Here is a 23216-nt window from a genome sequence, read left to right on the forward strand (position 1 = left end):
GCATCTTCGCCCCACATGGGCGAGTCATAAAAGGGAAATTTGTGATCAGAAGCGCGATTCGCCGAAGGTGCGCGAATCCAATTCCGCCGGTATCCGAACGGGAAGGCTAACCCCCTCTCCCAACAGATGCACAACCCGTACATCGGTAGTGGGTCAGTTTGAAATTTAGGAACCTGTTGGCTGTAGTCTGTCTGCAACTTGGTTTAGGAGTTCTTGCGCTTTGGCGATTCGCCTTTTGGCCGCCGAGGTCGCCTTGCGGACCTCTCGTTCGTTGAATTGCGCATTGCCCGACGCATACTCGATGTCCGTCTTTGCTTCATTGAGGCGTTTTTCAGCTTCTTTGATAAGCGAGACACAGATATCTTCAGTGCTTGGGACACTCATCCTTTGATCCTCCCTCTGTTGCGCACAGGGCGAGTCAGTACCTGTCGAGGCGACGGTTGACCTCGGCGAGATCCCGCTGAGTGTTGTCGATCTCCTGTAGCAGGCCGAGCGCTTCTTCTCTGGTCGGGAAGTCGATTGCCCTGGACGCATCGTCCGAAACCGGGCCACGGTCGAATTGCCGAAGCATCATCTGGATGCCAGCACGCATCTTCGACCTCTTGCCTTCGAGGCAGGCCAGTTTCCGGTCAAGATCGCGACGCGCTCGCACGTCAGCCGCTATCTGCCTGTCCTGTTCATCGTCGGTCATGCGCTGAATGTACGGCGCGGGGCTCCCCGCGGCAACGGCCGGTCTTGCGGCCTGCTATTTCTCCCACCGGGCAGCGGCGGCGTTCATCGCGATCTCGCTGCGGCGCTCCGGCGACAGGCTGGACGCTCGCGCCTTCCCGCCCTTTCGCCCTGCGGCCCGCCTGACGGCGTTCGCAGGCTTGGTCTCAACCTCCGCCTGGCCGGTCGCAATATCCACGACCATCTTGCCGAGCTGGTTGGCGTCGCGCGGCATCTTCGGGGTATCGGGCATGTTCTGTCCTCCAACCGTGAAGATAGCCAAACAAAAGAAAAAAACAACATCGGCTTGCGCCGGCACCATACGGACAGTAGCCTCACCCCATCGCCAAGACAACTGCTGGCGGCTCTATGTCGGGCCGCCCGCTGAATACCATAGCCCATGATCCGACGCGGGGCCGCGCCCTGCGTCGAGGCGAATAGGCGGGGACTCGCATCTACCAGCAGTTGTTTGGCGACCGACCCGGCACCCGCCGAGTCGGTGATCGGCTTCCGATGCGGGAGAGCCCAATGAAAAAGCTGATGAGAGTGCCCGCGGCAGTGTTCGCCGCGGCAACCGTACTTGCCGCCTGCGGCGGCGGGGGTGGCGGCAGCACGAGCCGGGCACCAAGTCCCGGTCCTGCTGCAACCACAACGTCCTTCGACCGCAATCAGGCGGTCGCCTATGACGCAGGCCAGCCATCCGGCGTCAGAAGTGTCGGCAGCCTTGAGCCGACCAACACCGATCCAAGCGGAAGAGTTGCTTTTGTCGGCGGTGCAAATCCAATTCCCATGATGCAAGCTGTCGAACGGGTATCAGGATGCACCCAGCAATCGTGTTATCCACGCAGCCTGCACACCGTGCATGACGGCGTTGAAGTCGGGCATGTCCGCTTCCGGGACGGCGTGAGCGCGAGCGAACTGCTGCGCTACCTTCGAGCCGATGCCAGGGATTACAGCGAACGCGTTGTCCGGCGCTGGTCTTCGCCGCCGACCGTGCGCATGGTTGCCGGCTCGACCGATCAAGACATTCTCGACACCTTTCAGGCCGTGCGACTCGTCAACAGCGCCCTGCCCGCCGAATGGCAGTTGCGCTTCGACCACGACACGCCGGCCGCGCGCGACCACCAACTGACCCCCGGCGTGATTGAGGTTGGGTTTGTCCGGCGCGAGCAATGGCCTAACGGTTCGTGCGGCAGCAGCACACGGGCGATTGGGTGCGCCTGGACGCAGTCAAGTGCAGGTCGCGTGACGGCCGCGGGCGTTGCGGTCGATGACATCCGCGTGACAGGGGAGCGGAAGCGGATCGGCGTTCTCCTTCATGAACTGTTGCACGCTCTCGGCCGCGGCCATGTCGACCCCAACGTGATCCCCAACACCATCATGCACGCTAGCGGCGATGAAGGGCAATCGGAGCATCTCATCCTCTCCGATCTCGACGTGGCCGCCCTGTATGCCGTCTACGACCGGCTACAGCCGGGAGAGTCGGGCGACCTCGACTTCAACGATCTCGGCCCGTGGAGCGATGTCTCGACTCATGTGGTCGGCCGCATCGGCTACATACCGGGCCGGTTCGAGGCGGTGCTGTTCGGCGCTGTCTGGCAGAACGGTAACGTCCGGCCCTGGGCGATGGCGCTCAATCCTTCGGAACTCCCGCAGCAAGTATCCGGCAGCGCAAGCTGGGCCGGACGCCTGCTCGGCATGACGCCGCGGGCCGAGACGGTCGCCGGCGCCGCGGACATGACCGTGAGCCTCGCCACGCTGCGCGGTGCGCTCGACTTCACCGGGCTGGAATACTGGGCCGCCCATGCCGGGCCGGGCGCACGCGGCACCGGCACACAGTGGCGTGACGGCGACCTGAACTACCGGATCGCGGTGAGCGGGGCGCTGTTTTATGACACCGGCGGCGACGCCGGAAAGGTCACGGGTGCCTTCTACGGCTCGAACCAGCAAAAGGTCGGCGGCACGCTGCGGCGCACCGACCTTGCCGCTGGATTCGGAGCGCAACGGCGGTAGAAAGAAGCGCCGGGTGTTCGCATCACCCGGCGCTTCATTCACTCACAACACGGAGGATTTGCTGTGAGCGACCTGGACAGGATCGAGAACAACATCGTCATGCTGCGGAGCCGAATCGAAGCGCTCGAGTTTCTTCTGGCGCTGGTTGTTGCACGGCTTGACGAGGATACTCTCGAATCAATTCTCGGCGATGTCCCGAACGCCGATGTTGTCAGGTCTACCAGCGCCAATGTCCGCCCGGCTCTCCTGCCGCCGCCTTTCGACGCCGGGGTGTACGACCAAATCTACGAAGACGCTACGGTATCCGTCTTCGAGAAGTTCCAGCGTAACGTCCGCCGGCGTCGCGGTAGCTTTTGACACAACAATCTCTCCCGGCTATAAGGGTCGGGAGAACGTTGACCATTCAGAAAACATGTACCCCGCACGGTCGCCAACCGAGTGCGGGGTTTCTTTTTGCCCGGAATCGGGCGGCGCTTCAACTCAATTATAAACTGGCCTTTGTGCTTGACAAAAACAGGTTGAGTCGCCATATTAGCGACATGAACCTGTTGCCCACCGAGAAACGCCGCTTGCTCCTCAAATGCCTCGTCGAGGGCATGAGCGTTCGGGCGGCCGCCCGCACCGCAGACGTGAGCAAAACCACTGCGATGAAGCTGCTGGTCGACGCTGGCAAGGCGTGTGCGGCCTATCAGGACCGGGCGCTTCGCGATCTGCCGTGCAAGCGCATCCAGGTCGATGAAATCTGGTCGTTCATCTACGCCAAGGAGAAGAACGTCGCCACGGCGAAAGCGGCGCCGCCGAAGGCCGGCGATGTCTGGACATGGACGGCGATCTGCGCGGATACGAAGCTTGTCCCGTCATGGCGGGTCGGTGATCGCTCCGGCGAAACCGCAATCGACTTCATGGATGACCTGCGGGTGCGTCTGGCCGAACGGGTGCAGTTGACCAGCGATGGTCACAAGGCGTACCTGGAGGCCGTCGAGGGTGCATTCGGCGCTGATGTAGACTACGCCATGTTGGTGAAGCTGTACGGCGACGCTCCGGAGCGCGAGAAGCGCTACAGCCCGGCTACCTGCGTCGGAGCGCGCAAGCGTAAAATCGAGGGCAATCCCGATCCGGCGCACGTCTCAACCAGCTACGCCGAGCGGCAGAACCTGACTATGCGCATGTCGATCCGCCGGTTCACCCGGCTGACCAATGCCTTCTCAAAGAAGATCGAGAATCACGCGCACAGTATCGCGCTGCACTTCATGCACTACAATTTCTGCCGACAGCACACGAGCCTGGGCGGCATCAGCCCTGCGATGGCAGCCGGCGTGAGGGATCGCCTTTGGGACATTGAGGACATCGTTCGGTTGATCGAGGATGCCGCCCCGAAGCCCGGTCCGCGCGGTCCCTACAAGAAGCGGGCAGAGATTTCAAACTGACCCACTACCCGTACATCCAGCGGCTTGCATCTGCCCGCCGCCTGTCCTACTCCTTTCCGCATCACTTGGGGGAGCCCTAGCCCGGCTGAGAGGTTCCCTGCCCCGTCCCGGCCCCACCCCGATTCGGCCGGACGGCGCAGCGAACGACCCCTGGAACCTGATCCGGTTCGCACCGGCGTAGGGAACAGTGACATGGCCGAGCGCCGGGACAACAGCCGCCATACCAGCCGTAGCGCCCTTATTTCTGCCGGGCCTCGTCCGGCGGAGCTTCCGCACGATCCCTACGCGCCGGACGACCCCTTCGCGCCGGACGGGGCCGGCCCGCTGGAGCGCGCCATCCGGATCGGCGTCATCCTGATCGGCGTCGTCGCCTTCTGGTACGCCGCGATCCTGCTGACCGGCGCGCCGCGCTTTATCCTGCCGCCGCCCGACGCCGTGCTGGCCTCGCTGATCGGCGACGCCGGCCTGCTCGCAGAAAACGCGCTCACCACGATCAGCGAAATCCTGCTCGGCATGCTGTTCGGGCTCACCGTCGGCTGCGCCACCGCCTTGCTGATGGCGGCGAGCGCGCCGGTGCGGCGCTGGATGCTGCCGGTGCTGGTCGCCAGCCAGGCGGTGCCGGTCTACGCCCTGGCGCCGGTGCTGGTGCTGTGGTTCGGCTTCGGCATCTGGCCCAAGGTCGTGATGGCGACGCTGATCATCTACTTCCCGGTCACCGCCGCCTTCTTCGACGGCCTGCGCCGGGCCGATCGGCAGTGGATCGACCTGGCGCGGTCGATGGGCGCGTCGCGCGGCGACGTGCTGCGGCTGGTCCGCCTGCCGGCCGCCCTGCCCTCGCTCGCGTCGGGCATCCGTATCGCCGCGGCGACCGCGCCGATCGGCGCCATCGTCGGCGAATGGATCGGCGCCAGCGCCGGGCTCGCCCATGTCATGAACCAGTCCAAGGCCCAGGCCGAGGAACCGCGCATGTTCGCCGCGCTGGTCGTCATCGCGGTCATCGCCGTCGGCCTCTATTTCGCCGTCGACCGGCTGCTGCGCCTCGCCGTGCCCTGGCGCGCTGAGGCTGCCTGATTGTGGAGATGTAAAGATGCCCATTCCCTCCCCGATTCGCCCGTTTCGCGCCGCCTGCCTGGCCGCCTTCGCCGCCGCCCTCGCCAGCGCGGCCCCCGCGGTTGCTGCCGACAAATTCACCGTCCTGCTCGACTGGTTCGTGAATCCGGACCACGGGCCGCTGTTCGTGGCGCAGGAGCGCGGCTATTTCCGGGAGGCGGGGCTCGACGTCGAACTGATCGCGCCGTCCGATCCGAACGATCCGCCCCGGCTGGTCGCGGCCGGGCGCGGCGACGTCGCCATTTCCTACCAGCCGCAGCTTCATATCCAGACGAGCAAGGGTCTGCCGCTGGTCCGCATCGGCACACTGGTCGCGACGCCGCTCAATTCGCTGGTCGTGCTGCGCGACGGCCCGGTCAAGCGGATCGCCGACCTCAAGGGCCGCAAGGTCGGCTATTCGGTCGGCGGCTTCGAAACGGCGCTGCTGAAGGCGATGCTGGGCAAGCACGGGCTGGCGATCGAAGACATCACGCTGGTCAACGTGAATTTCGACCTGTCCTCGAGCCTGATGGCCGGCAAGGTGAGCGCGGTGATCGGCGCCTACCGCAATTTCGAGCTCAACCAGATGGATATCGAAAAGCGGCCGGGCACCGCCTTCTTCGTCGAGGAGGAGGGCGTGCCGCCCTACGACGAACTGATCTATGTCGCCCACAGGGACAGGGTGGCCGATCCGAAAATGCGCAAATTTATCAATGCCGTGGAACGCGGCGTTCAGTATCTGGTGAATTATCCGCGGCGCAGTTGGAAACTGTTTATCAAGAGCCGCGAGAAGGAACTGGACAGCGAGCTCTTCCGCCGGGCGTGGCGGGATACCCTGCCCCGCTTCGCGCTGCGGCCGGCGGCCCTGGATCGCGCGCGCTATGCCAATTTTGCCGCCTTCCTGAAAAGCCAGGGCATCATCCCGAAAGTCCTGCCGGTCGCGGACTATGCGCGGGAATTGAAGTGACGGTCCGGGAATGGCCGAAGGACCGTAGAGGAGAGTTTAAAACCCTCCCCTGCAAATTTGGATCGGCGGAAACGGCGGCGCGTCGGATTGCCCGGTTCTGAGACACTGCCGACGCGCCGGCAGCCTTGTCACGATTGAGTCCGCTCACTAGGGTTCGCGGCACCCGAATGCGCTGTGGAGAGGAGCGGAATTCCGTGCGGCTGGTCGGCCTGTATCTTGCCCTGTTCGCCTTCTGGCTGCTGATGTCCGGCCATTACGAGCCGTTGATCGTCGGCTTCGGCGTCGCCTCCTGCGCCGCGACGGTCTATATCGCCCGGCGCAAGGATTTCGTCGATTACGCAACCCTCTCCTGGTACATCAAGCCGACGCTGCCGCTCTACTGGCTCTGGCTGCTCGGGCAGATCCTGAAAGCCAATGTCGACGTTGCAACGCGCTGCGTCCTGCCCGGCAACCGGATCGACCCCTGCGTCTTTCGCGCGCCGGCGAACCAGGATACCGGCGTCGGCGTCGCGACCTACGCCAATTCGATCACGCTGACGCCCGGCACCGTCTCCATGCAGACCTGGGACCACGAGATCCGGGTCCATGCGCTGACCCGCGACGGCGCCCGGGATGTCCTGGGCGGCGCGATGGACGGGCGCGTCTGCCGGGTCGAGGGCCACACGAAGGACGGGGCGGAGGACGGGCCATGATGTTCGCCGCGGCGATGGCCGGGGTGCTGGCGGCGATGGCGTTGACGCTGGTCCGCGGCCTGCTCGGCCCGACGGTGTTCGATCGGGTCCTCGCGCTCAACACCTTCGGCACCGTGACCGTGCTGGCGATCGCCGTGCTCGGCTTCCTGATGGGACGGCCGCAATTCCTCGATATCGCCCTGCTCTATGCGCTGATCAATTTCGTCGGCACCATCGCGATCCTGAAATATCTGCAATACGGCGATCTCGGCGCGTCCGGCCGGGAGGCCGACACCGGCGAGGCCGATATTTCCGGGAGCGGCGGCTGACCATGGCGCTGGCGGTCGATATCGCAAGCTGGCTCTGCCTGGTCGCCGGAGCGCTGCTTTGCGTGGCCGGCGGCATCGGCATGATCCGCTTCCCGGATGTCTACGCGCGCAGCCACGCCGCCGGCGTCATCGATACCGGCGGCGCCCTGTTCATCCTGTTCGGCCTGGCGCTCCAGGCCGGTTTTTCGCTGGTCACGGTGAAGCTGGCGATTATCGGGCTGCTGCTGTTCTTCACCTGCCCGACGGCAACCCACGCGCTGGTCAAGGGCGCGCTGGCCGGCGGGCTGAAGCCGCTGTGCCGCGAGCTGGACGCCGACGAAACCGCCGGGATGGCGGATGAGGCGCAGCGTTGATTACCGTCACCAACCTGGCGCTGCTCGCCTTCATGGCGATCACGGCCTGGGCCATCGCCCGGACCCGCAACCTGTTCGTCGCGACGATGCTGGCCGGCATCTACAGTCTGCTGACCGCGACCGTCTTCGTGCTGCTCGACGCGGTGGACGTCGCCTTCACCGAAGCGGCGGTCGGCGCCGGCATCACCACGGTGCTGTTTCTCGGCGCCCTGCTGCTCACCGACCGGCAGGCGAAGCCGCACAAGAATCGTCTGGGGCACCGTTTGGGAACCTACGGCTCGATGCTGCTGGTCGTGCTGCTCGGCGCGGCGCTCGTCTACACCACGCTCGATCCGCTTATGCCGCATTTCGGCGACCCCGGCGCGCCGGCCCAGGGCCGGCTGGCGCCGGAATTCCTGGCCGATTCCGTGCGCCAGGTCGGCCGGGAGAAACCGACGGCGACCCATATTCCCAATGTCGTGACGACGACCCTGGCGAGCTATCGGGGCTTCGACACGCTGGGCGAGGTCGTCGTGATCTTCACCGCGGGCGTCGGCGTGCTCATGCTGCTCGGCGGCGGCGCGGTCCGGCGGCGGCGGCCGGGACGGCGGGACGGCGAAGAGACGTCAGGCGGCGAATCGACTTCCGGCGAATCTACGTCCGGCGGGGCCGGCGCATGATCGAGCATGTCGTCCTGCGCGTCATCGCCAGGCTGCTGGCGCCGTTCATCGTCCTGTTCGCGCTCTACGTCCAGTTCCACGGCGATTTCGGGCCCGGCGGCGGCTTCCAGGCCGGCGTGATCTTCGCCTCGGCTTTCATCCTGTTTGCCCTGATCTATGGCATCGAACACGCCCGGCAGATCGCGCCGCCCGCCGTCGCGCAGGCGGGAATCGGGCTGGGCGTGCTGCTCTATGCCGGAACGGGCGTGGCCGGGATGCTGCTGGGCGGCAAGTATCTCGACTATTCCGTCCTGGCCGACGATACCGGCCACGGCCAGCACTACGGCATCCTGATCATCGAGTTCGGTGTCGGCGTGACAGTCGCCGCGGTGATGATCACGGTCTTCTTCACCTTCGCCGGCCGGCGCGGCGTGCTGGAAGCGCGCGAGGACACCGGCGTTCCGCACGACGGCGACGAAGAGCGGTAGCCGCGCCCATGTGGGAGACCTTTCTCGGCCTCTACAACTACTGGATCGTCATCCTGCTGATGATGGCGGGCTTCTACATCGTGATGTCGCGGCACAACCTGGTGAAGAAGCTGATCGGCTTGAACATCTTCCAGTCCGCCGTGTTCCTGTTCTACATCAGCGTCGGCAAGGTCAAGGGCGCCACTGCGCCGATTGTCGAACCGGGAATATCCAGTTATTCCAATCCATTACCGCACGTTCTTATTCTCACGGCCATCGTCGTCGGCGTCGCGACCGTCTCGCTCGGGCTGGCGCTGGTCGTCCGGCTCAAGGAGGCCTACGGCACCATCGAGGAAGACGAAATCAACGAGATGGACGCCGCCGACTGATGGGCGAGCACCTGCCCATATTGCAGGTGATCCTGCCGTTGATCGCCGCGCCCGTCTGCCTGTTGATCCGTCATGCGGTGCTGTGCTGGCTGATCGCGACGCTGGTCAGCTGGCTGTGCCTCGCCATCGCCGTGCTGCTGCTGCTCCAGGCGCTGGACGGCGGCGCGATCCGCTACCAGCTCGGCAGCTGGGTGGCGCCCTGGGGCATCGAATATGTCGTCGACCGGCTGAACGGCTTCATCCTGGTCATCGTCGCCGCAATCGGCGCCGTCGTTGCGCCCTACGCGCTGCGCAGCGTGGCCGAGGAACTGCCGGAGCGGCAGATCGGCCTGTTCTACGTCATGTATCTGCTGTGCCTGTCCGGCCTGCTCGGTATCACGATCACCGGCGACGCCTTCAACGTCTTCGTGTTCCTCGAAATCTCCTCGCTGTCGTCCTACGCGCTGATCAGCCTGGGCCGGCACCGCAAGGCGCTGCACGCCGCCTATCAGTATCTGGTCATGGGCACGATCGGGGCGACCTTCTTCCTGATCGGCGTCGGCCTGCTCTACCTGATGACCGGCACCCTCAACATGGCCGACCTGGCGGTGCAACTGAAGCCGCTCCACGGCTCGCGCATCGTGCTGGCGGCCTTCGGCTTCATCGTCGTCGGCATGGGCCTGAAGCTCGCCGTCTTCCCGCTGCATCTGTGGCTGCCCAACGCCTACGCCCACGCGCCCTCGGCGGTCAGCGTCTTCCTCGCCGGCACGGCGACCAAGGTGTCGCTCTATGTCGTGCTGCGCTTCATCTTCACCGTGTTCGGCTTCGAGTTCAGCTTCGGCGGCCAGCCGTTCGGCCCGGCGCTGCTCGTCCTTGCCATCGCCGGGATCGTCGTGTGTTCGCTCGTCGCGATCTTCCAGGACAACGTCAAGCGCCTGCTCGCCTGGTCGTCGGTGGCGCAGATCGGCTACATGCTGCTCGGCCTGTCCTTCGCGACCGCGCTCGGCCTTCAGGCCGGCCTGCTGCATATCTTCAACCACGCGCTCATGAAGGCCGGCCTGTTCCTCGCCATGGGCTGCGTGTTCCTGCGCCTCGGCAGCTGCCGGATCGAGGCCATCGCCGGGGTCGGCCGGCAGATGCCCTGGACAATGACGGGCTTCCTGCTGTGCGGGCTCAGCCTGATCGGCGTGCCGCTCACCGCCGGCTTCGTGAGCAAATGGTATCTGGTCCTCGCGGCTCTGGAGAAGGGCTGGTGGCCGGTCGCGGCGCTGATCGTGCTCACCTCGCTGCTCGCGGTCGTCTATGTCTGGAAGGTCGTCGAGGCGGCGTGGTTCCGCGACCCGCCCGGGACTGCCGGCCGGATCGGCGAAGCGCCGCTCGCCATGCTGGTCCCGCTCTGGATCGTCGTCGCGGCGAACGTCTGGTTCGGCTTTGAGACCAGCGGCAGCGTCGATGTCGCGAAAGCCGCCGCCCTGGCGCTGATGGGGGCCGTCGAATGAGCGGCGGCACGCTGATCGCGCTCGCGCTGCTGATCCCACTGGCCGGCGCCGGCCTGATCGCGCTTTCGGGCCGCCGGCCGAACCTGCGCGAAGCCGTGACGATCGCCACGGCGGTACTGCTGTTCGCGGTGAACGTCCGGCTGGCGATCGGGGTGCTGGCCGGCGAAATGCCGGCATTGCGCGTCGTCGAACCGGTCGAAGGCGTTCCCATCGCTTTCGCCATCGAGCCGCTCGGCATGCTGTTCGGGCTCGTGGCCTCGTTCCTGTGGATCGTCACCTCCTTCTATTCGATCGGATACATGCGGGCGAACGGGGAGGCGCGCCAGACCCGCTTCTATGCCTGTTTCGCGCTGGCGCTCGGCGCCACGATGGCGGTCGCCTTCTCGGGCAACCTGCTGACGACCTTCATCGGCTACGAGGCGCTGACGCTCACCACCTATCCGCTGGTCACGCACCATAGCGATGCGAAGTCCGTGCGCGCCGGGCGGACCTATCTCGGCATTCTTCTCGGCACCTCGATCGCCTTGCTGCTTCCGGGCATCGTCGCAACCTGGATGCTCGCCGGCACCCTCGACTTCCGCGCCGGCGGCATTCTTTCGGGTACGGCGTCGGACGGCGTCGTCCTCCTGCTTCTGGGCCTCTACATGTTCGGCATCGGCAAGGCCGCCCTGATGCCGATCCACCGCTGGCTGCCGGCGGCGATGGTCGCCCCAACGCCGGTGTCGGCGCTGCTGCACGCGGTCGCCGTGGTCAAGGCCGGCGTCTTCGTCGCCCTCAAGGTCATCGTCTATGTGTTCGGCATCGATCTGCTGAACAGCAGCGGGGCCGGCGCGTGGCTGGTCTGGATCGCAACGATCACGCTGGTGGTCGCCTCGGTCGTCGCGCTGACCAAGGACAATCTCAAGGCCCGGCTCGCCTATTCCACGGTGAGCCAGTTGGCCTACGTCGTGCTGGCCGGCGCGCTCGCGACGCAGTGGGGCGTCCTGGGCGGCGGCATGCACATTGCCATGCACGCCTTCGGCAAGATCACCCTCTTCTTCTGCGCCGGCGCGATCTACACGGCGCTCCACAAGACCGAAGTCAGCCAGATGGGCGGCATCGGCCACGCCATGCCGGTTACCATGCTCGCTTTCCTCATCGGGGCCCTGAGCGTCGCCGGCCTGCCGCCCGGCGGCGGCACCTGGAGCAAATGGTATATTGCGCTGGCGGCCGCAGAGACCGGGCATCTGCTCATCGTCGGCGCACTGATGCTCAGCACGCTGCTGAACATCGCCTATTTCATGCCGATCGTCGCGCGCGCCTGGTTCGCGCCCCGGGCGGCGATACATCCGGCGCGCTCGGCGGGGGCCATGGCGGCGCCGGACGGTGGCAACGGGCTGAAGGAAGCGCCCCTGTTCTGCCTGATCCCCCTGTCCCTGACCGCCCTGGGATGCGTCGCCCTGTTCGTCTTCGCCGGCGAGCTGCAGGCATTTCTGGCGCCGATGATCGACGGACTCTCGACGAAGGGCCGATAGCGATGGCCGGAAACGATTCCGAAAAGCGAGACCCGCCGGAGCGGCGCTACTGGCTCGACGAGCGGCGCAACGTCGACAAGGTCTACCGCGCCCTGCTGGTCGTCTGCGCCGGCCTGTTCGCGGCGGACCTGTTCTACGACAAGCACGGCAAGTTCGCGATCGAGGACTTGTTCGGCTTCTACGGCCTCTACGGCTTCATTGCCTGCGTCTTCCTCGTTCTGGCGGCCAAGCAGTTGCGCAAGCTGCTGATCCGGCCGGAAGATTATTATGATCGCTAGCCTGCCGCCCGGCCTGCTCCTGATCGCCGGCGCGCTCGCCGTCCCATTCCTGCGCGGCTGGCTGCGCTGGGCGTGGATGCTGACGCTCCCGGTCATCGGCTTCGTCGATCTGATCGGGCTGGAGCACGGCGCCCACGTTACCGTCGCCCTGTTCGACTACGAACTCCAGCCGGTCCGGGTCGACAGGCTCAGCCTCGCCTTCGGATACATCTTCTACATCGCGGCGTTTCTGGGGATCCTTTACGCCGTCACGATCAACCGGACCGCCGAGCAGGTCGCCGCCCTGATCTATATGGGCAGCGCCGTCGGCGCGCTCTTCGCCGGCGATCTGATCACGCTCTTCGTCTACTGGGAGGTGACGGCGGTCGCCTCGGCCTTCGTCGTCTGGGCTGGCAACACGGAACGCTCCTACCGGGCGGGCATGCGCTACCTGGCGGTCCAGGTCGTCTCCGGCGTGCTGCTGCTGTCCGGCGCGTTGGTGCAGATTGCCGAGACCGGCTCGGTCGCCTTCGCGCAGTCCGGCCTCCAGAGCCTTGCCGGCCTGCTCATCTTCCTCGCTTTCGGCATCAAGTGCGCCTTTCCGTTCCTGCACAACTGGCTGCAGGACGCCTATCCCGAAGCGTCGCCGACCGGCACCGTCTTCCTGAGCGCCTTTACCACCAAGCTGGCGGTCTACGGCCTTGCGCGAGGCTTTGCCGGCGAGGATATCCTGATCTGGATCGGCGCGCTGATGACCGCTTTTCCGATCTTCTATGCGGTGATCGAGAACGATCTCCGGCGCGTTCTCGCCTACAGCCTCAACAACCAGCTCGGCTTCATGGTCGTCGGCATCGGAATCGGCACGGAGCTGTCGCTTAACGGCACGGTCGCCCACGCCTTCACGCACATTCTCTACAAATCGCTCCTGTTCATGTCGATGGGCGCGGTGCTGTACCGGGTCGGCACCGTCAAGGGCTCCGAACTCGGCGGGCTTTACAAGTCCATGCCGTGGACGGCGGCGTTCTGTATCGTCGGCGCGGCGTCGATTTCGGCCTTTCCCCTGTTCAGCGGTTTCGTCTCGAAATCGCTCATCATGAGCGCCACGGCCGGCGAAGGGCTGCTCTTTATCTGGTTCGTGCTGCTGTTTGCCTCAGCCGGCGTGTTCCACCATTCGGGGATCAAGATTCCTTATTTCGCCTTCTTCGCGCACGATTCGGGGAAGCGCTGCAAGGAGGCGCCGCTGCCGATGCTGCTCGCGATGGGCGCGACGGCTTTCCTGTGCATCGGCATCGGCGTCTGGCCGGACCCGCTCTATGCTCTGCTGCCCCATCCGGTCGATTACGTCCCCTATACGACCGCGCATGTCGTGACCCAGCTGCAGCTTCTCCTGTTCTCGGCGCTGGCCTTCGCCGTGCTGATGCGGACCGGCCTCTATCCGCCGGAACTGCGCTCGGTCAATCTCGATATCGACTGGATCTACCGGCGGGGCCTGCCCGCGGCCGGCCGGGCCATGGCGCGCGCGCCGGCCGGGCTGCGCGACGCCCTGGCCGCCGCCGGCGTGCGGACCGCGTTCGGCTTCCTCAACCGCCTGGTCCGGCTGGCCGGCCCGGAGAGCGCGCTCGCCCGCACCTGGCAGACCGCCGGGATGGTCGGCCTGATCGTGATCGTGATGGCGGTCTATCTGGTCCTGGCGCTGGTGTAACCGCTTTACCGGCGCCGCACGGCTGTGGCTGTAACTTTGTGTGAAATGCTTGCATTATGCTGTCTTATACCGCATAATGCATTCATGCCGGTGCAGATCACGATACGGGGCGTTGCCGAAGAGGTTCGCGACGAGTTGGCGTTGCGCGCGGCGGCGCGCCGCCAGTCCATGCAGGAGTTCCTGCGCTGCGAATTGGAGCGGATCGCATCCCGTCCGTCGGTTGACCTCTGGCTCCGGGACGTGCGGCGGCGCAAGGCGGCGGCCGGCGCTACCGTACCGCGGTCGGCCATTCTGCAAGCCCGGGACGCGGACCGCAGGTGAACGCCGCGGTCGATGCGTCCGTGGTCGTCGCGGCGCTGATCGACGCCGGTCCGGACGGCAGATGGGCGGAATCGGCGGTCGCCGGGGATGCGCTGGCCGCGCCGGAACTGGTGCTGGCGGAATCTGCCAATATCCTGCGCCGGCTTGAGCGGACGAACGCTATCTCCCGAAGCCAGGCAAACGGCGCGCACGCCGATCTGCTCGAACTGGGCATCGAGCTGTTTCCCTTCGCCCCGTTCGCCCGCCGCGCCTGGGAACTGCGCAGCAACCTGACCGTCTACGACGCCTGGTATGTGGCGCTGGCCGAAGCGCTCGGCTACCCGCTCCTGACGCTGGACCGCAAGCTCAGCCGTGCGTCCGGTCCCAGATGCCGCTTCATCGTCCCGGCGCGCTCCTGAGCCGTCCGCCCTTCACCCCCGGGGGGCGGGCGGGCCGTCACCCGCCAAGGAACAGGCGGCCGACTTCGGGGTTTTCCAGCAGGGTCTTGCCCGGCCCGGCCATGGCGAGCCGGCCGGAGACCAGGACGTAGCCGATATCGGCGAATTCGAGGCCCTTCTTGGCGTTCTGCTCGACCATGACGATGGTCTTGCCCTCGCCGCGCTGGAGATCGTCGAGGATTTCGAACACCATGTCGATGAAGCGCGGCTCCAGGCCGATCGACGGCTCGTCGACCAGCAGCACCTCCGGGTTCATCACCAGGGCGCGGGAGATTTCCAGCAGGCGCCGCTCGCCGCCGGAAAGCACCTTGGCCGGATGTTTGCGCCGGGCGGCCAGCCGGTCGTATTTCTCGAACACCCGTTCGGCGGCCCTTCTGGCGTCGGCCGGGTCGGGCATGAGATAGCCGCCCATCCAGAGATTTTCCTCGACCGTCATGTCCGGGAAGACAGACTTGTCCTGCAGGATGTAGGCGATGCCGGCGCTCTTCAGTTTTTCGCTCGAACTGAGCCGTGTGACGTCGCGTTTTTCGGCGCCGTCGGTGGTGATCGCGCCGGAGAAGATGTTGGTGAAGCCGAAGATCGAGTGCAGCACGGTCGACTTGCCGGCGCCGTTCGGCCCGATCAGGCACAGCGACTGGCCCTTGCCGACATGGAGATGGAAATCGTGCAGGATCTCCATCTTGCCGTAGCCGGCGCTGAGTTCCTCGATCGAGAGGTACGGGTCGTCGTTCGCCAGCGCCGCCAGTTCTTCAGCCTTCGGCCCCTCCTCCGCGATCTTCTGAACCTCGCGGACGACGTCCTCGACCGAAATGACCGTATCGACCGAGCCGGCGCCGTAGCCCGTGGTCGGTTTGCCGCCCGGATCGTTCGCGCCCGCGGCCATCAGTGCGCCCCAAGATAGGCATCGATGACCCGCTGGTCGTTGCGCAGCTCGTCCGGCGGGCCGTCGGCGAGCAGTTCCCCGTGGGCCAGGCAGTAGATGTGCTCGGCCAGGTTCATGATGACCCGCATATTGTGCTCGATCACGAACAGGGTGACGCCGAAGCGGTCGTTGGCGAGGCGCAGCCGGTCGATCAGCCCGTTGATCAGCGTCGGGTTGATGCCGGCGGTCGGCTCGTCGAGCAGCAGCACCTTCGGCTCGTTCATCAGCGCCATGGCGAATTCGAGCAGCTTCTGCTGGCCGAAGGACAGGTCGCCCGCGCGCAGCTTGCGCTTCTGGTACAGGCCGACGAAATCGAGCAGGCCCTCGGCCCGTTCCTCGGCCTCGCCGGACTTGCGCGCGAACATGCTGCGGAAGGTGCCGTCGCGGTGGGACAGGGCGGCGTGCATGTTCTCGACGCAGTTGAGCTTGCGGAAGATCCGCGTCTGCTGGAAGGTGCGCAGCATGCCGAGCCGGGCGATCTGCGGCACGCGCAGTTTCGAGATTTCCCGGCCCTCGAAGCGGATGCTGCCCGAATCGATCGGGTGGAAGCCGACGATGGAGTTGAACAGGGTCGTCTTGCCCGAGCCGTTGGGGCCGATCAGCCCGGTGATGCTGCCCGCCTCGACGCCGAGCGCGATGGCATGGTTGGCGACGACGCCACCGAACGACTTGGAGACGTTTTCGACTTCGATCAGCGCGGTCATCGCGCAGCCTCGCCGGCCGGCCCGTCGCTGTCCTCCAGGACGGCTTCGAGCGCCTCGGCCGCTTCGGCGTCGGCGCGCTGGCCCGCGGTGCCGCGGTCGACCTCGATGCCGAACCATTCCGGCCGCTGCTCCTGCAGCCAGCCGACGATGCCCTGCTGGAAGAAGACGACCGTGACGACGATGAGCAGGCCGAGCACGACCCACTGCCAGCCGAGCAGGTGGGTCCAGGTCACCTCCTTGATGATGTGGAACAGGGCGGCGCCGATCACCGGCCCCCAGAGCGTGCCCTTGCCGCCGAGCAGGGCCATCAGCACCATGAAGATGCCAAAGGTGACGGTCGGGAAGGCGACCTCCAGCGGCTCCATGAAACCGATGATGTTGCCGAACAGGGCGCCGGAAATGCCGAGGAAGAAGGCGGAGATCGACCAGGCAACCGTCTTGTAGAGCTGGGTGCGCACGCCGAGCGCCTCGGCCTTGGTCTCGTCGTCGCGGATCGCGTTCAGCATCAGGCCGAAGCGGGTGCGGTAGAGCCAGCGCAGGAAGAGGAAAGTCAGCACCGCCAGGGCGAAGCAGGTCCAGTAGAAGAAGACGCCCTGGAGGTCGGCGGAGTGGATATCCCCGAACGGCACGCGGAACAGGGGATCGGCGTCGGTGCCCGACGGGAACACCGGCAGCCGGATGCCGCCGCCGCCGCCGACCCAGTCCCAGGCGCCGATCAGCTCGCCGGCGGCGATCGCCATGCCGAGCGTGCCGATGGCGAAATACGGCCCGCGCAGCCCGAACACGATCAGGCCGAACAGAACCGCGAGCGCGACCGACCCGAGCGCGGCCAGAACGACGCCGAGGGCGAGGCCGGCGAAATACTGGCCCGTCGTGAAGGAGGTGGTCAGCGAACCCGAAGGATCGGTGTATTGGCCGACATCGTACCAGGGCCAGATCTGGCAGACCGCGGCGATATACATGCCGGCGCCGAAGAAGAAGATGTTGCCCAGGGAGTTGTAGCCCATCTGGCCGCCCATGGTGTCCCAGGTGAGCGCGAACACGATCATGATCCAGAGCATCGCGATCTGCTGGACGTAGGCGGGGAAGACCATCGGCGCGATCACGCCGAAGATCGCGACGAGGATATAGCCGGGCGTTTCGAACCGCTTGCCGAACATCGGCGCCCTACTCCACCACCCGGCGGTGCTTGTTCTCGATGATCTGGCGCCAGATCAGGACGAGCAGCAGCAGACCGACCACCGTCGCCTGCTGGAAATCGGCGCCCAGGACGAAGCCGCTGTACTGCTCGGCGACGCCGAGGCCGAGGCCGGCCATGATGACGCCGGGCAGGTTGCCGAAGCCGGCGGCCGTCACGACGACGAAAGACCGGATCGAGTGGGTGATGCCGTAGAAGGGCTGGATCACCCAGATCATGGCGATCAAGACGCCGGCGGCGCCGCAGATCGCGGCGTTCAGCGAATAGGTGAAGGCGTAGACCCGGTCGGTGTCGATGCCCATGACTCGGGCGGCGCGCGCATCCTGCGCCGTGGCGCGGATCGCCTGCCCCATGCGGCTGCGCTTCATGAAGATGACGACCGCGAGCGCCAGCGCGCCGCACATCAGGAAGGCGGTCAGCTTGATCCAGGCGAAGGTGAAGGCGCCGCCGCCAACGGTGACGGTCGCGGTCGGCAGGCCGGAGCGCGCGGTCTGCACTTCCGGGCCGAAAATCAGGTTCAGGCCCTGCTGGAGGACGATGGCGATGCCGAAGGTGGCGAGCAGCGAGGTGAACAGGTCGCGGTCGATGACGCGCCGGATCACCAGGACATAGACGGCCCAGCCGAAGCCGAACATGAAGACGATGGCGACCGGCAGGCCGAAAAAGGGATGGATCTCGATTTCATAAAGATAATAGGCGATGTAGCCGCCCATGATGACATATTCGCCCTGGCACAGGTTCTTGACGTTCATCACACCCCAGACCAGGGCGAGGCCGTAGGCGGCCAGAGCGAAGATGGCGCCGATGAACAGGCCGTCGAGCAGCAGCTGGATATTCTGCTGCCAGGCGACCTGGAGGATGGTGAGGTTGGTCTGGGCCTGGCCGCTGATCGCCACCAGCACGACGCAGACCAGCGCGATCATCAGCAGGAGCGACCAGCCGTCGCCGGTCGATTTCACCCAGGCCGGCGACAGGAAGCCGGTGCGGGCCGGCGCTGCGGGTTTCGGAGTCGCCATCGGGCTAGGTCACGTCCGCCGTCATGGGGAACACAGGATGCAGCCGCCCGGTTCCCGAAGGAACCGGGCGCACTGCATTCACGCGTCGGTTGCCCCTGGCGGGACTACTGGACCGGGCGCGGATGCTGGACCTTGTGCGACGCCCATTTCGATGGCGCCACCACGACATATTTCCCATCCTGGATCTGGCGCAGCACCATCGGCTTGGCGATGTTGTTGCCGGCCTTGGAGAATTTGATCCCGCCGTAGAAGGTCATCATCTCGGTGCTGGCGATCGCCTCGCGGACCTTCTCCTTGTCGAAGCTGTTGGCCCGCTCGAACGCCTCTTTCCAGACCAGCACGGCGGCCGCCGCCTGGGCCGACTGGTAGGGCACGGTCTTGTAGCCGCTGAAGGTCGCCTTGAACTTCTTGTCGAAGTCCGCCGCGCTGCCGAAATACTTGCCCGTGTAGGACAGGGTCTCGGCCCACTGGGTCGGGCACAGGAAGCCGTTCACGGCCGCGCCGAACTTCGAGACCAGCTTCGACGATTCGCAATGGGTCATCGCGACCATCGGAGTCGCGATCTTCAGCTCCTTGATCTGGCGGCCTGCGGTCGCGGCGCCCTTCGAATGGCCGGAAACGACCAGCAGGTCCGGCTTGAGCGCCCGCACCTTGGTCAGCGTCGCCGTCATGTCCGACAGGTCGCGCGGCAGCCGGTCGTCGATCACGACCGTCATGCCGAGGCGCTTGATGTCGTCCATCACGCCGGCGCGCACGTCGAGCGAGAAGGGATCGTTCTCGAACGCCATGGCGATCTTGACGTCCTTGCGCTTTTTGCCCGCCTTGTCGGCGATCTCGGCCGCGAGCTGGATCGCGCTGGCGAGATACTGCTCGGAGGTCGACAGCACGGCGAACAAATACTTGTAGCCCTTGGTGAACAGCGAGCGCGAGGCGCCCTCGGCCTCGACCATCGGGATGCGGTATTTCTCGGTGACCGGCGCGATCGCCTTGGTCAGGCCCGAACTGTACGGTCCCAACATGTACTTCACGCCGTCCTGCCGGATCAGGCGTTCGGCGAGCTGGGCGCCGCGGGCCGGGGTCGATTCGTCGTCGTAGTAGATGACCCGGAGCTTGTAGGACTTGCCGCCGACCTTGACTCCGCCGGTCTTGTTGATGAGGTCGATGGCGATGTTGTAGCCGTTCTTGGCGTGGATGCCGTTGGTCGAATATTTGCCGGTTTCGGACAGGGCCGAACCCAGGACGATGGTATCGCCTTCGACCTTCGCCGAAGCCGGCGCCGCGATTACGGCGGCGACGGCGGCGGCGGCAATGACCGTCGCCGGGCTGCAATGTTTGAGCATGTCGTTTCTCCCTGAGCATTTGCCGAAAAGAGGCAAGCCGTCGGAGTGTACCGGCCTCGGGCCTGCGCTGCTTCCCTGACATAGCGACGCGCCTCGGCCGCCGCTCGTCATTGACGGTGATGTATCAGACCCGCGGCCATTGCCAAACGCAAATTACCGTGCGCGACGGCGCCCCGGTCGGCCGCGGCTTGCAGGACGCCGGGCGGGCGTCTACTTACTCACCCGATACACGGGAATTCCGGAGCGTTGCCGACATGGAAATGCCGACATGGAAATGAGTGGCGAGTATCGCATCCCCGCCAGCCGGGAGACCGTCTGGCAGGCCTTGAACGATCCGGATGTGCTGCGCGCCTGCATCCCCGGGTGCCAGGAACTGGAGCGGACCTCCGATACCGGCTTTGCGGCGACGGTCAAGGCGAAGGTCGGGCCGGTTTCCGCGACCTTCAAGGGCGAAGTGGAGATCGGGGACGTCGACCCGCCCGCCGGCTACCGCATCCAGGGCGAGGGCAAGGGCGGCGTGGCCGGCTTCGCCAAGGGCGGCGCCAACGTGCGCCTCGCCGAGGACGGCGGTGAAACGATCCTGACCTACGATGCCGACGCCAAGGTCGGCGGCAAGCTCGCCCAGATCGGATCGCGCCTGATCGCCGGGACCGCGCGCAAGATGGCCGACCAGTTCTTCGGCGCCTTCGCCGAGCATCTCGCGCCCGGCAGCGCGGACGCCGCAACGGAATAGCCGCCGGGACGGCCCGCAGCGCCCTCAATCCTGCCGGTCGGAAAGCTTCTGCAATTCGCGCCGGGCCGCCCGGTCCACCAGCTCCGGGGCATTGCGGTCTAGCCATTCGCGGACGGTCGCGGCCAACTCGCTCTGCGTCGCGGGATCGAGCGCACCCTCCCCTGCGCCGTCGCCGCTGCCGGCGCCCGCCGCCGGATCGTCCGGCGCCGCCGGCGCGTCCGCCGGGCGCGGATCGAGGCGCACCACCGAGCCGTCCGGCGCGATCATGTCGGTCAGCAGCAGGACCGTTTCGTCCGGTCCCGCGCCGATGCCGCCGGCGTCCCCGGCGGGCGGCGCGGCCGGATCCCCAGGTTCCTGCGCTTCCGCCGGAGCGGGGTCCCGCGGTTCCTGCAGCGCCGTATCGTCCGGCGGGGCGGCCTCCGCCGCACCGGCCTCTTCGCCGGCGATCGTTTCATCAGAGGCCGGTTCGACGGCCGGGGGCGCTTCGACGGCGGGGGGCGGCTCGACAGCAGAGGGCGGTTCGTCCGGCGGAGCATCCGTCCCGGCGGGCTGCACCTTTTCTTTTCCGGCTGCCCGGCCGGCGGCCGCGGCGGGAATTTCCGCAGCAGGAACGTCCTCGGGAGGAACATCCGCGGCCGGAACATCGGTAACGGGAACATCGGCGGCAGACACTTCCGCAGCAGGGACTTCCACAGTTGGAACTTCCGCAGCAGGGACTTCCGCAGCAGGGACTTCCGCAGCAGGGACTTCCGCAGCAGGGACTTCCGCAGCAGGGGTTTCCGCAACGGGGGCCTCGGCGCCAGATACTCCCGCGCCGGGACCGGGGCCCCGGTCGTCTTCCTCGAAGACGATCCGGCGGATCGACTCCAGGATATCGTCCACCGACGGTTCGCCGGACTGCTTCGATCGGGATTCGCGCTCGGTCATCGCCCTTTGCGTCTGCCGGAGCGGGCCGGCGCCGCGCCGGAACGGCTGGCGCGGCAGGCCCGGCCCGGCAAATCCGGAAGCCCTTGCCGGATGCCTATTTTGCCGGCGCGCCGTCGATCGGTGCGCCGAAACCGTACGCCTTGTTGCGCACCTTCCGGTAATGCTCTTCCGGATCGTGGAATTTCACCTTGAGCTTGAGCTGCCTGGCGTTCATCCCGCCGACGGCGGCAAGCAGTTCGTAGGTCGCGACGACGAGATCGCGCCGCGCGCGCACCAGATTGACCTGCGCATTCAGCAATTCCTGCTGGGCGTCCAGGGTATCGAGCACGGTGCGCAGCCCGGCCGCCGCTTCCTGGCGCACGCCGTTGAGCGCGATCCGGCTGGCCTCGAGCTGCGCCTCGAACGCCGTAACGCTCGAGCGCGCCGTCCGCAGCGCGGCGTTGGCCCGCGCCGCGTTCTCGGCGGCCGTCCGCTGTGCCTGGCGCAGCTCGTCGCGGCGCCGGAGCACCGTTTGCTTAGCCGCCCGGACCCGTGACGCCACGCCGCCCGACCGGTACAGCGGGACCGCAATTCTCGCGGTGATGCTGGCGGAATCGCCGATCGTATCCCGCGCCTGGGCGTTATAGCGCCGCTGGACCTGTCCGCTGATCGACACCGTCGGCATCAGTTCGCCGCGCACCAGGTCGACGCTCGCCTGCGCCGACTGCTCGTCCCACCTCGCGGCAACGACCGCGGGATTGTCGCGCTGGGCCTGTTTGGCGATGTCCGCCGCACCGCGCGGAAGGTCGGCACGCAATCCGGGCTGTTCGAGGGCGCCCGGCATGACGCCGACGACGTTCGCGTAGTTGGCCCGCGACGCCTGCAGGATGCCCTGGGCCTGAATGGTCGAGGCGCGCGCCCGGGCGAGGCGCGCCTGGGCCTGGGACACGTCGGTCCGGGTCACCTCGCCGACGCTGAACCGGTCGCGCGTCGCCTGGAGCTGGCGCGCCAGTACCTGTTCGTTGTTGGCGTTGAGCCGCAGGACGGCGAGATCGCGAAACACGTTCATGTAGGCGCGCACCGCGTTCAGGAGCACCGCCTGCTCGACGGTCGCCAGCCGGGCGCGCTGGGCGGAGATATTGGCGTTGGCCCGGCGCAGCTGGTGCTGGTTGCGGCCGCCCCGGTAGATATCCTGGGTGACGTTGAGCGACGCGCCGGCGGGAATCCGGTTGGTGCTCTGGAATCCGCCGGGCCGGCCGAGACCTCCAGGCTGCTTGCTCCGGCCCGCCGTCAACCCGGCGTCGGCCGAGAATGTCACGCCGGGGCGCCAGTTGGCGAAGGCCTGCGCCGCCTGTTCGTCGACCGCCCGCAGGCCGGCCCGGGCCGCGAGCAGTTGCGGGTTGTGCCGGTAGGCGCGCGCCAGGGCCTCGGCCAGGGTTTCGGCCTGCGCCTCCGGCACACCGGCGCCGAGCGCCAGGCCGGCTGCGAGGGCCACGGCCGCACCTGCGAGACCCGGTGCGGCCAGGCGCGGGGAATGCGGGACTTTCCGCTGTCCCACCTGACGGGCCGGACGTCGCGATGCCGATGCTTCCGGCTGCTCGATGCGCTGCGTAACCATCGCTCCAATCCCTTCGCTC

Annotated in this window: 27 protein-coding genes, 1 pseudogene and 1 riboswitch; of the genes and pseudogenes, 18 read left to right on the forward strand and 10 right to left on the reverse strand. The window is 66.5% G+C overall.

Features of this window, described 5'->3' with window-relative positions; genetic code table 11:
- Positions 1-165: 165 nt before the first annotated feature.
- The 3 genes from OXM58_15685 to OXM58_15695 are packed head-to-tail and all read right to left on the reverse strand — an operon-like array spanning position 166 to position 961.
- On the reverse strand, positions 166-384 hold the full coding sequence (locus OXM58_15685) for a hypothetical protein (protein ID MDE0149811.1): 219 nt from the start codon (positions 382-384) through the stop codon (positions 166-168).
- A gap of 34 nt (positions 385-418) precedes the next feature.
- On the reverse strand, positions 419-691 hold the full coding sequence (locus tag OXM58_15690; protein ID MDE0149812.1) for a hypothetical protein: 273 nt from the start codon (positions 689-691) through the stop codon (positions 419-421).
- 54 nt (positions 692-745) lie between these two features.
- Positions 746-961, reverse strand: coding sequence for a hypothetical protein (locus OXM58_15695; GenBank protein MDE0149813.1), 216 nt, complete (start codon positions 959-961; stop codon positions 746-748).
- Between the two features lie 275 nt (positions 962-1236).
- On the opposite strand from OXM58_15695, the gene OXM58_15700 reads away from it, so the two are divergent.
- The 17 genes from OXM58_15700 (at position 1237) to OXM58_15780 (ending at position 14721) form a co-directional block, all read left to right on the forward strand.
- The gene (locus OXM58_15700) at positions 1237-2721 is read left to right on the forward strand and encodes a hypothetical protein (GenBank protein MDE0149814.1); all 1485 of its coding nucleotides are present in this window, start codon (positions 1237-1239) and stop codon (positions 2719-2721) included.
- 63 nt (positions 2722-2784) lie between these two features.
- Complete coding sequence (locus tag OXM58_15705; protein MDE0149815.1) at positions 2785-3078, forward strand: hypothetical protein; 294 nt, start codon at positions 2785-2787, stop codon at positions 3076-3078.
- A 182-nt stretch (positions 3079-3260) separates the two neighbouring features.
- Positions 3261-4148: an IS1 family transposase gene (locus OXM58_15710; GenBank protein MDE0149816.1), complete on the forward strand. Its 888-nt coding sequence runs from the start codon at positions 3261-3263 to the stop codon at positions 4146-4148.
- A gap of 57 nt (positions 4149-4205) precedes the next feature.
- Positions 4206-4350, forward strand: a riboswitch (TPP riboswitch).
- Positions 4341-5219, forward strand: a complete 879-nt coding sequence (locus OXM58_15715; GenBank protein ID MDE0149817.1) for an ABC transporter permease — start codon at positions 4341-4343, stop codon at positions 5217-5219. (Overlaps the previous riboswitch by 10 nt.)
- A gap of 16 nt (positions 5220-5235) precedes the next feature.
- The gene (locus OXM58_15720) at positions 5236-6204 is read left to right on the forward strand and encodes an ABC transporter substrate-binding protein (protein ID MDE0149818.1); all 969 of its coding nucleotides are present in this window, start codon (positions 5236-5238) and stop codon (positions 6202-6204) included.
- A 194-nt stretch (positions 6205-6398) separates the two neighbouring features.
- Positions 6399-6896 carry a Na+/H+ antiporter subunit E gene (locus tag OXM58_15725; protein MDE0149819.1) on the forward strand — a complete coding sequence of 166 codons (498 nt, stop codon included), beginning with the start codon at positions 6399-6401 and terminating at the stop codon, positions 6894-6896.
- Positions 6893-7204, forward strand: coding sequence for a cation:proton antiporter (locus OXM58_15730; GenBank protein ID MDE0149820.1), 312 nt, complete (start codon positions 6893-6895; stop codon positions 7202-7204). The genes OXM58_15725 and OXM58_15730 overlap by 4 nt, the downstream gene beginning before the upstream one ends.
- A 2-nt stretch (positions 7205-7206) precedes the next feature.
- Positions 7207-7557 carry a monovalent cation/H(+) antiporter subunit G gene (gene mnhG / locus OXM58_15735; protein MDE0149821.1) on the forward strand — a complete coding sequence of 117 codons (351 nt, stop codon included), beginning with the start codon at positions 7207-7209 and terminating at the stop codon, positions 7555-7557.
- Positions 7554-8216 carry a DUF4040 domain-containing protein gene (locus OXM58_15740; GenBank protein ID MDE0149822.1) on the forward strand — a complete coding sequence of 221 codons (663 nt, stop codon included), beginning with the start codon at positions 7554-7556 and terminating at the stop codon, positions 8214-8216. Before mnhG ends, OXM58_15740 begins: the two co-directional genes overlap by 4 nt.
- Positions 8213-8683, forward strand: a complete 471-nt coding sequence (locus OXM58_15745) for a Na(+)/H(+) antiporter subunit B (GenBank protein MDE0149823.1) — start codon at positions 8213-8215, stop codon at positions 8681-8683. The genes OXM58_15740 and OXM58_15745 overlap by 4 nt, the downstream gene beginning before the upstream one ends.
- A gap of 8 nt (positions 8684-8691) precedes the next feature.
- On the forward strand, positions 8692-9051 hold the full coding sequence (locus OXM58_15750; GenBank protein ID MDE0149824.1) for a cation:proton antiporter subunit C: 360 nt from the start codon (positions 8692-8694) through the stop codon (positions 9049-9051).
- Positions 9051-10529, forward strand: coding sequence for a monovalent cation/H+ antiporter subunit D family protein (locus OXM58_15755; protein MDE0149825.1), 1479 nt, complete (start codon positions 9051-9053; stop codon positions 10527-10529). Before OXM58_15750 ends, OXM58_15755 begins: the two co-directional genes overlap by 1 nt.
- A complete protein-coding gene (locus OXM58_15760; protein MDE0149826.1) occupies positions 10526-12043 on the forward strand; it encodes a proton-conducting transporter membrane subunit in 1518 nt (505 codons plus the stop codon). Before OXM58_15755 ends, OXM58_15760 begins: the two co-directional genes overlap by 4 nt.
- 2 nt (positions 12044-12045) lie before the next feature.
- Positions 12046-12321, forward strand: coding sequence for a hypothetical protein (locus tag OXM58_15765; protein MDE0149827.1), 276 nt, complete (start codon positions 12046-12048; stop codon positions 12319-12321).
- Entirely contained in the window at positions 12311-14002 is a 1692-nt protein-coding gene (locus tag OXM58_15770) for a Na(+)/H(+) antiporter subunit D (GenBank protein MDE0149828.1), read from the forward strand. The genes OXM58_15765 and OXM58_15770 overlap by 11 nt, the downstream gene beginning before the upstream one ends.
- A gap of 84 nt (positions 14003-14086) precedes the next feature.
- Positions 14087-14323 (forward strand): hypothetical protein, encoded by a 237-nt coding sequence (locus tag OXM58_15775; protein MDE0149829.1) that lies wholly within the window; start codon positions 14087-14089, stop codon positions 14321-14323.
- A complete protein-coding gene (locus tag OXM58_15780; protein MDE0149830.1) occupies positions 14320-14721 on the forward strand; it encodes a type II toxin-antitoxin system VapC family toxin in 402 nt (133 codons plus the stop codon). The genes OXM58_15775 and OXM58_15780 overlap by 4 nt, the downstream gene beginning before the upstream one ends.
- 37 nt (positions 14722-14758) lie before the next feature.
- Here the strand turns inward: OXM58_15780 and OXM58_15785 are convergent, their stop codons facing one another.
- The 5 genes from OXM58_15785 to OXM58_15805 all read right to left on the reverse strand — a co-directional run bounded on the left by OXM58_15785 (position 14759) and on the right by OXM58_15805 (position 19940).
- Positions 14759-15643 carry an ABC transporter ATP-binding protein gene (locus tag OXM58_15785; GenBank protein MDE0149831.1) on the reverse strand — a complete coding sequence of 295 codons (885 nt, stop codon included), beginning with the start codon at positions 15641-15643 and terminating at the stop codon, positions 14759-14761.
- Positions 15643-16386 carry an ABC transporter ATP-binding protein gene (locus OXM58_15790; protein ID MDE0149832.1) on the reverse strand — a complete coding sequence of 248 codons (744 nt, stop codon included), beginning with the start codon at positions 16384-16386 and terminating at the stop codon, positions 15643-15645. Before OXM58_15790 ends, OXM58_15785 begins: the two co-directional genes overlap by 1 nt.
- Positions 16383-17546, reverse strand: coding sequence for a branched-chain amino acid ABC transporter permease (locus tag OXM58_15795; GenBank protein ID MDE0149833.1), 1164 nt, complete (start codon positions 17544-17546; stop codon positions 16383-16385). Before OXM58_15795 ends, OXM58_15790 begins: the two co-directional genes overlap by 4 nt.
- 7 nt (positions 17547-17553) lie before the next feature.
- Complete coding sequence (locus OXM58_15800; protein MDE0149834.1) at positions 17554-18600, reverse strand: branched-chain amino acid ABC transporter permease; 1047 nt, start codon at positions 18598-18600, stop codon at positions 17554-17556.
- A 104-nt stretch (positions 18601-18704) separates the two neighbouring features.
- Positions 18705-19940, reverse strand: coding sequence for an amino acid ABC transporter substrate-binding protein (locus tag OXM58_15805; GenBank protein ID MDE0149835.1), 1236 nt, complete (start codon positions 19938-19940; stop codon positions 18705-18707).
- 268 nt (positions 19941-20208) lie between these two features.
- Between OXM58_15805 and OXM58_15810 the strand changes: the two are divergent.
- Positions 20209-20661 (forward strand): annotated as a pseudogene (locus OXM58_15810) (carbon monoxide dehydrogenase subunit G).
- Positions 20662-20697: 36 nt separating this feature from the next.
- Here OXM58_15810 and OXM58_15815 read toward each other — a convergent pair.
- Both OXM58_15815 and OXM58_15820 read right to left on the reverse strand, forming a co-directional pair.
- On the reverse strand, positions 20698-21600 hold the full coding sequence (locus tag OXM58_15815) for a DUF2497 domain-containing protein (protein MDE0149836.1): 903 nt from the start codon (positions 21598-21600) through the stop codon (positions 20698-20700).
- Between the two features lie 94 nt (positions 21601-21694).
- Positions 21695-23074 (reverse strand): TolC family outer membrane protein, encoded by a 1380-nt coding sequence (locus OXM58_15820; GenBank protein ID MDE0149837.1) that lies wholly within the window; start codon positions 23072-23074, stop codon positions 21695-21697.
- Positions 23075-23216: the final 142 nt, after the last annotated feature.

It is taken from the genome of Rhodospirillaceae bacterium (assembly GCA_028819475.1).
Taxonomy (GTDB): domain Bacteria; phylum Pseudomonadota; class Alphaproteobacteria; order Bin65; family Bin65; genus Bin65.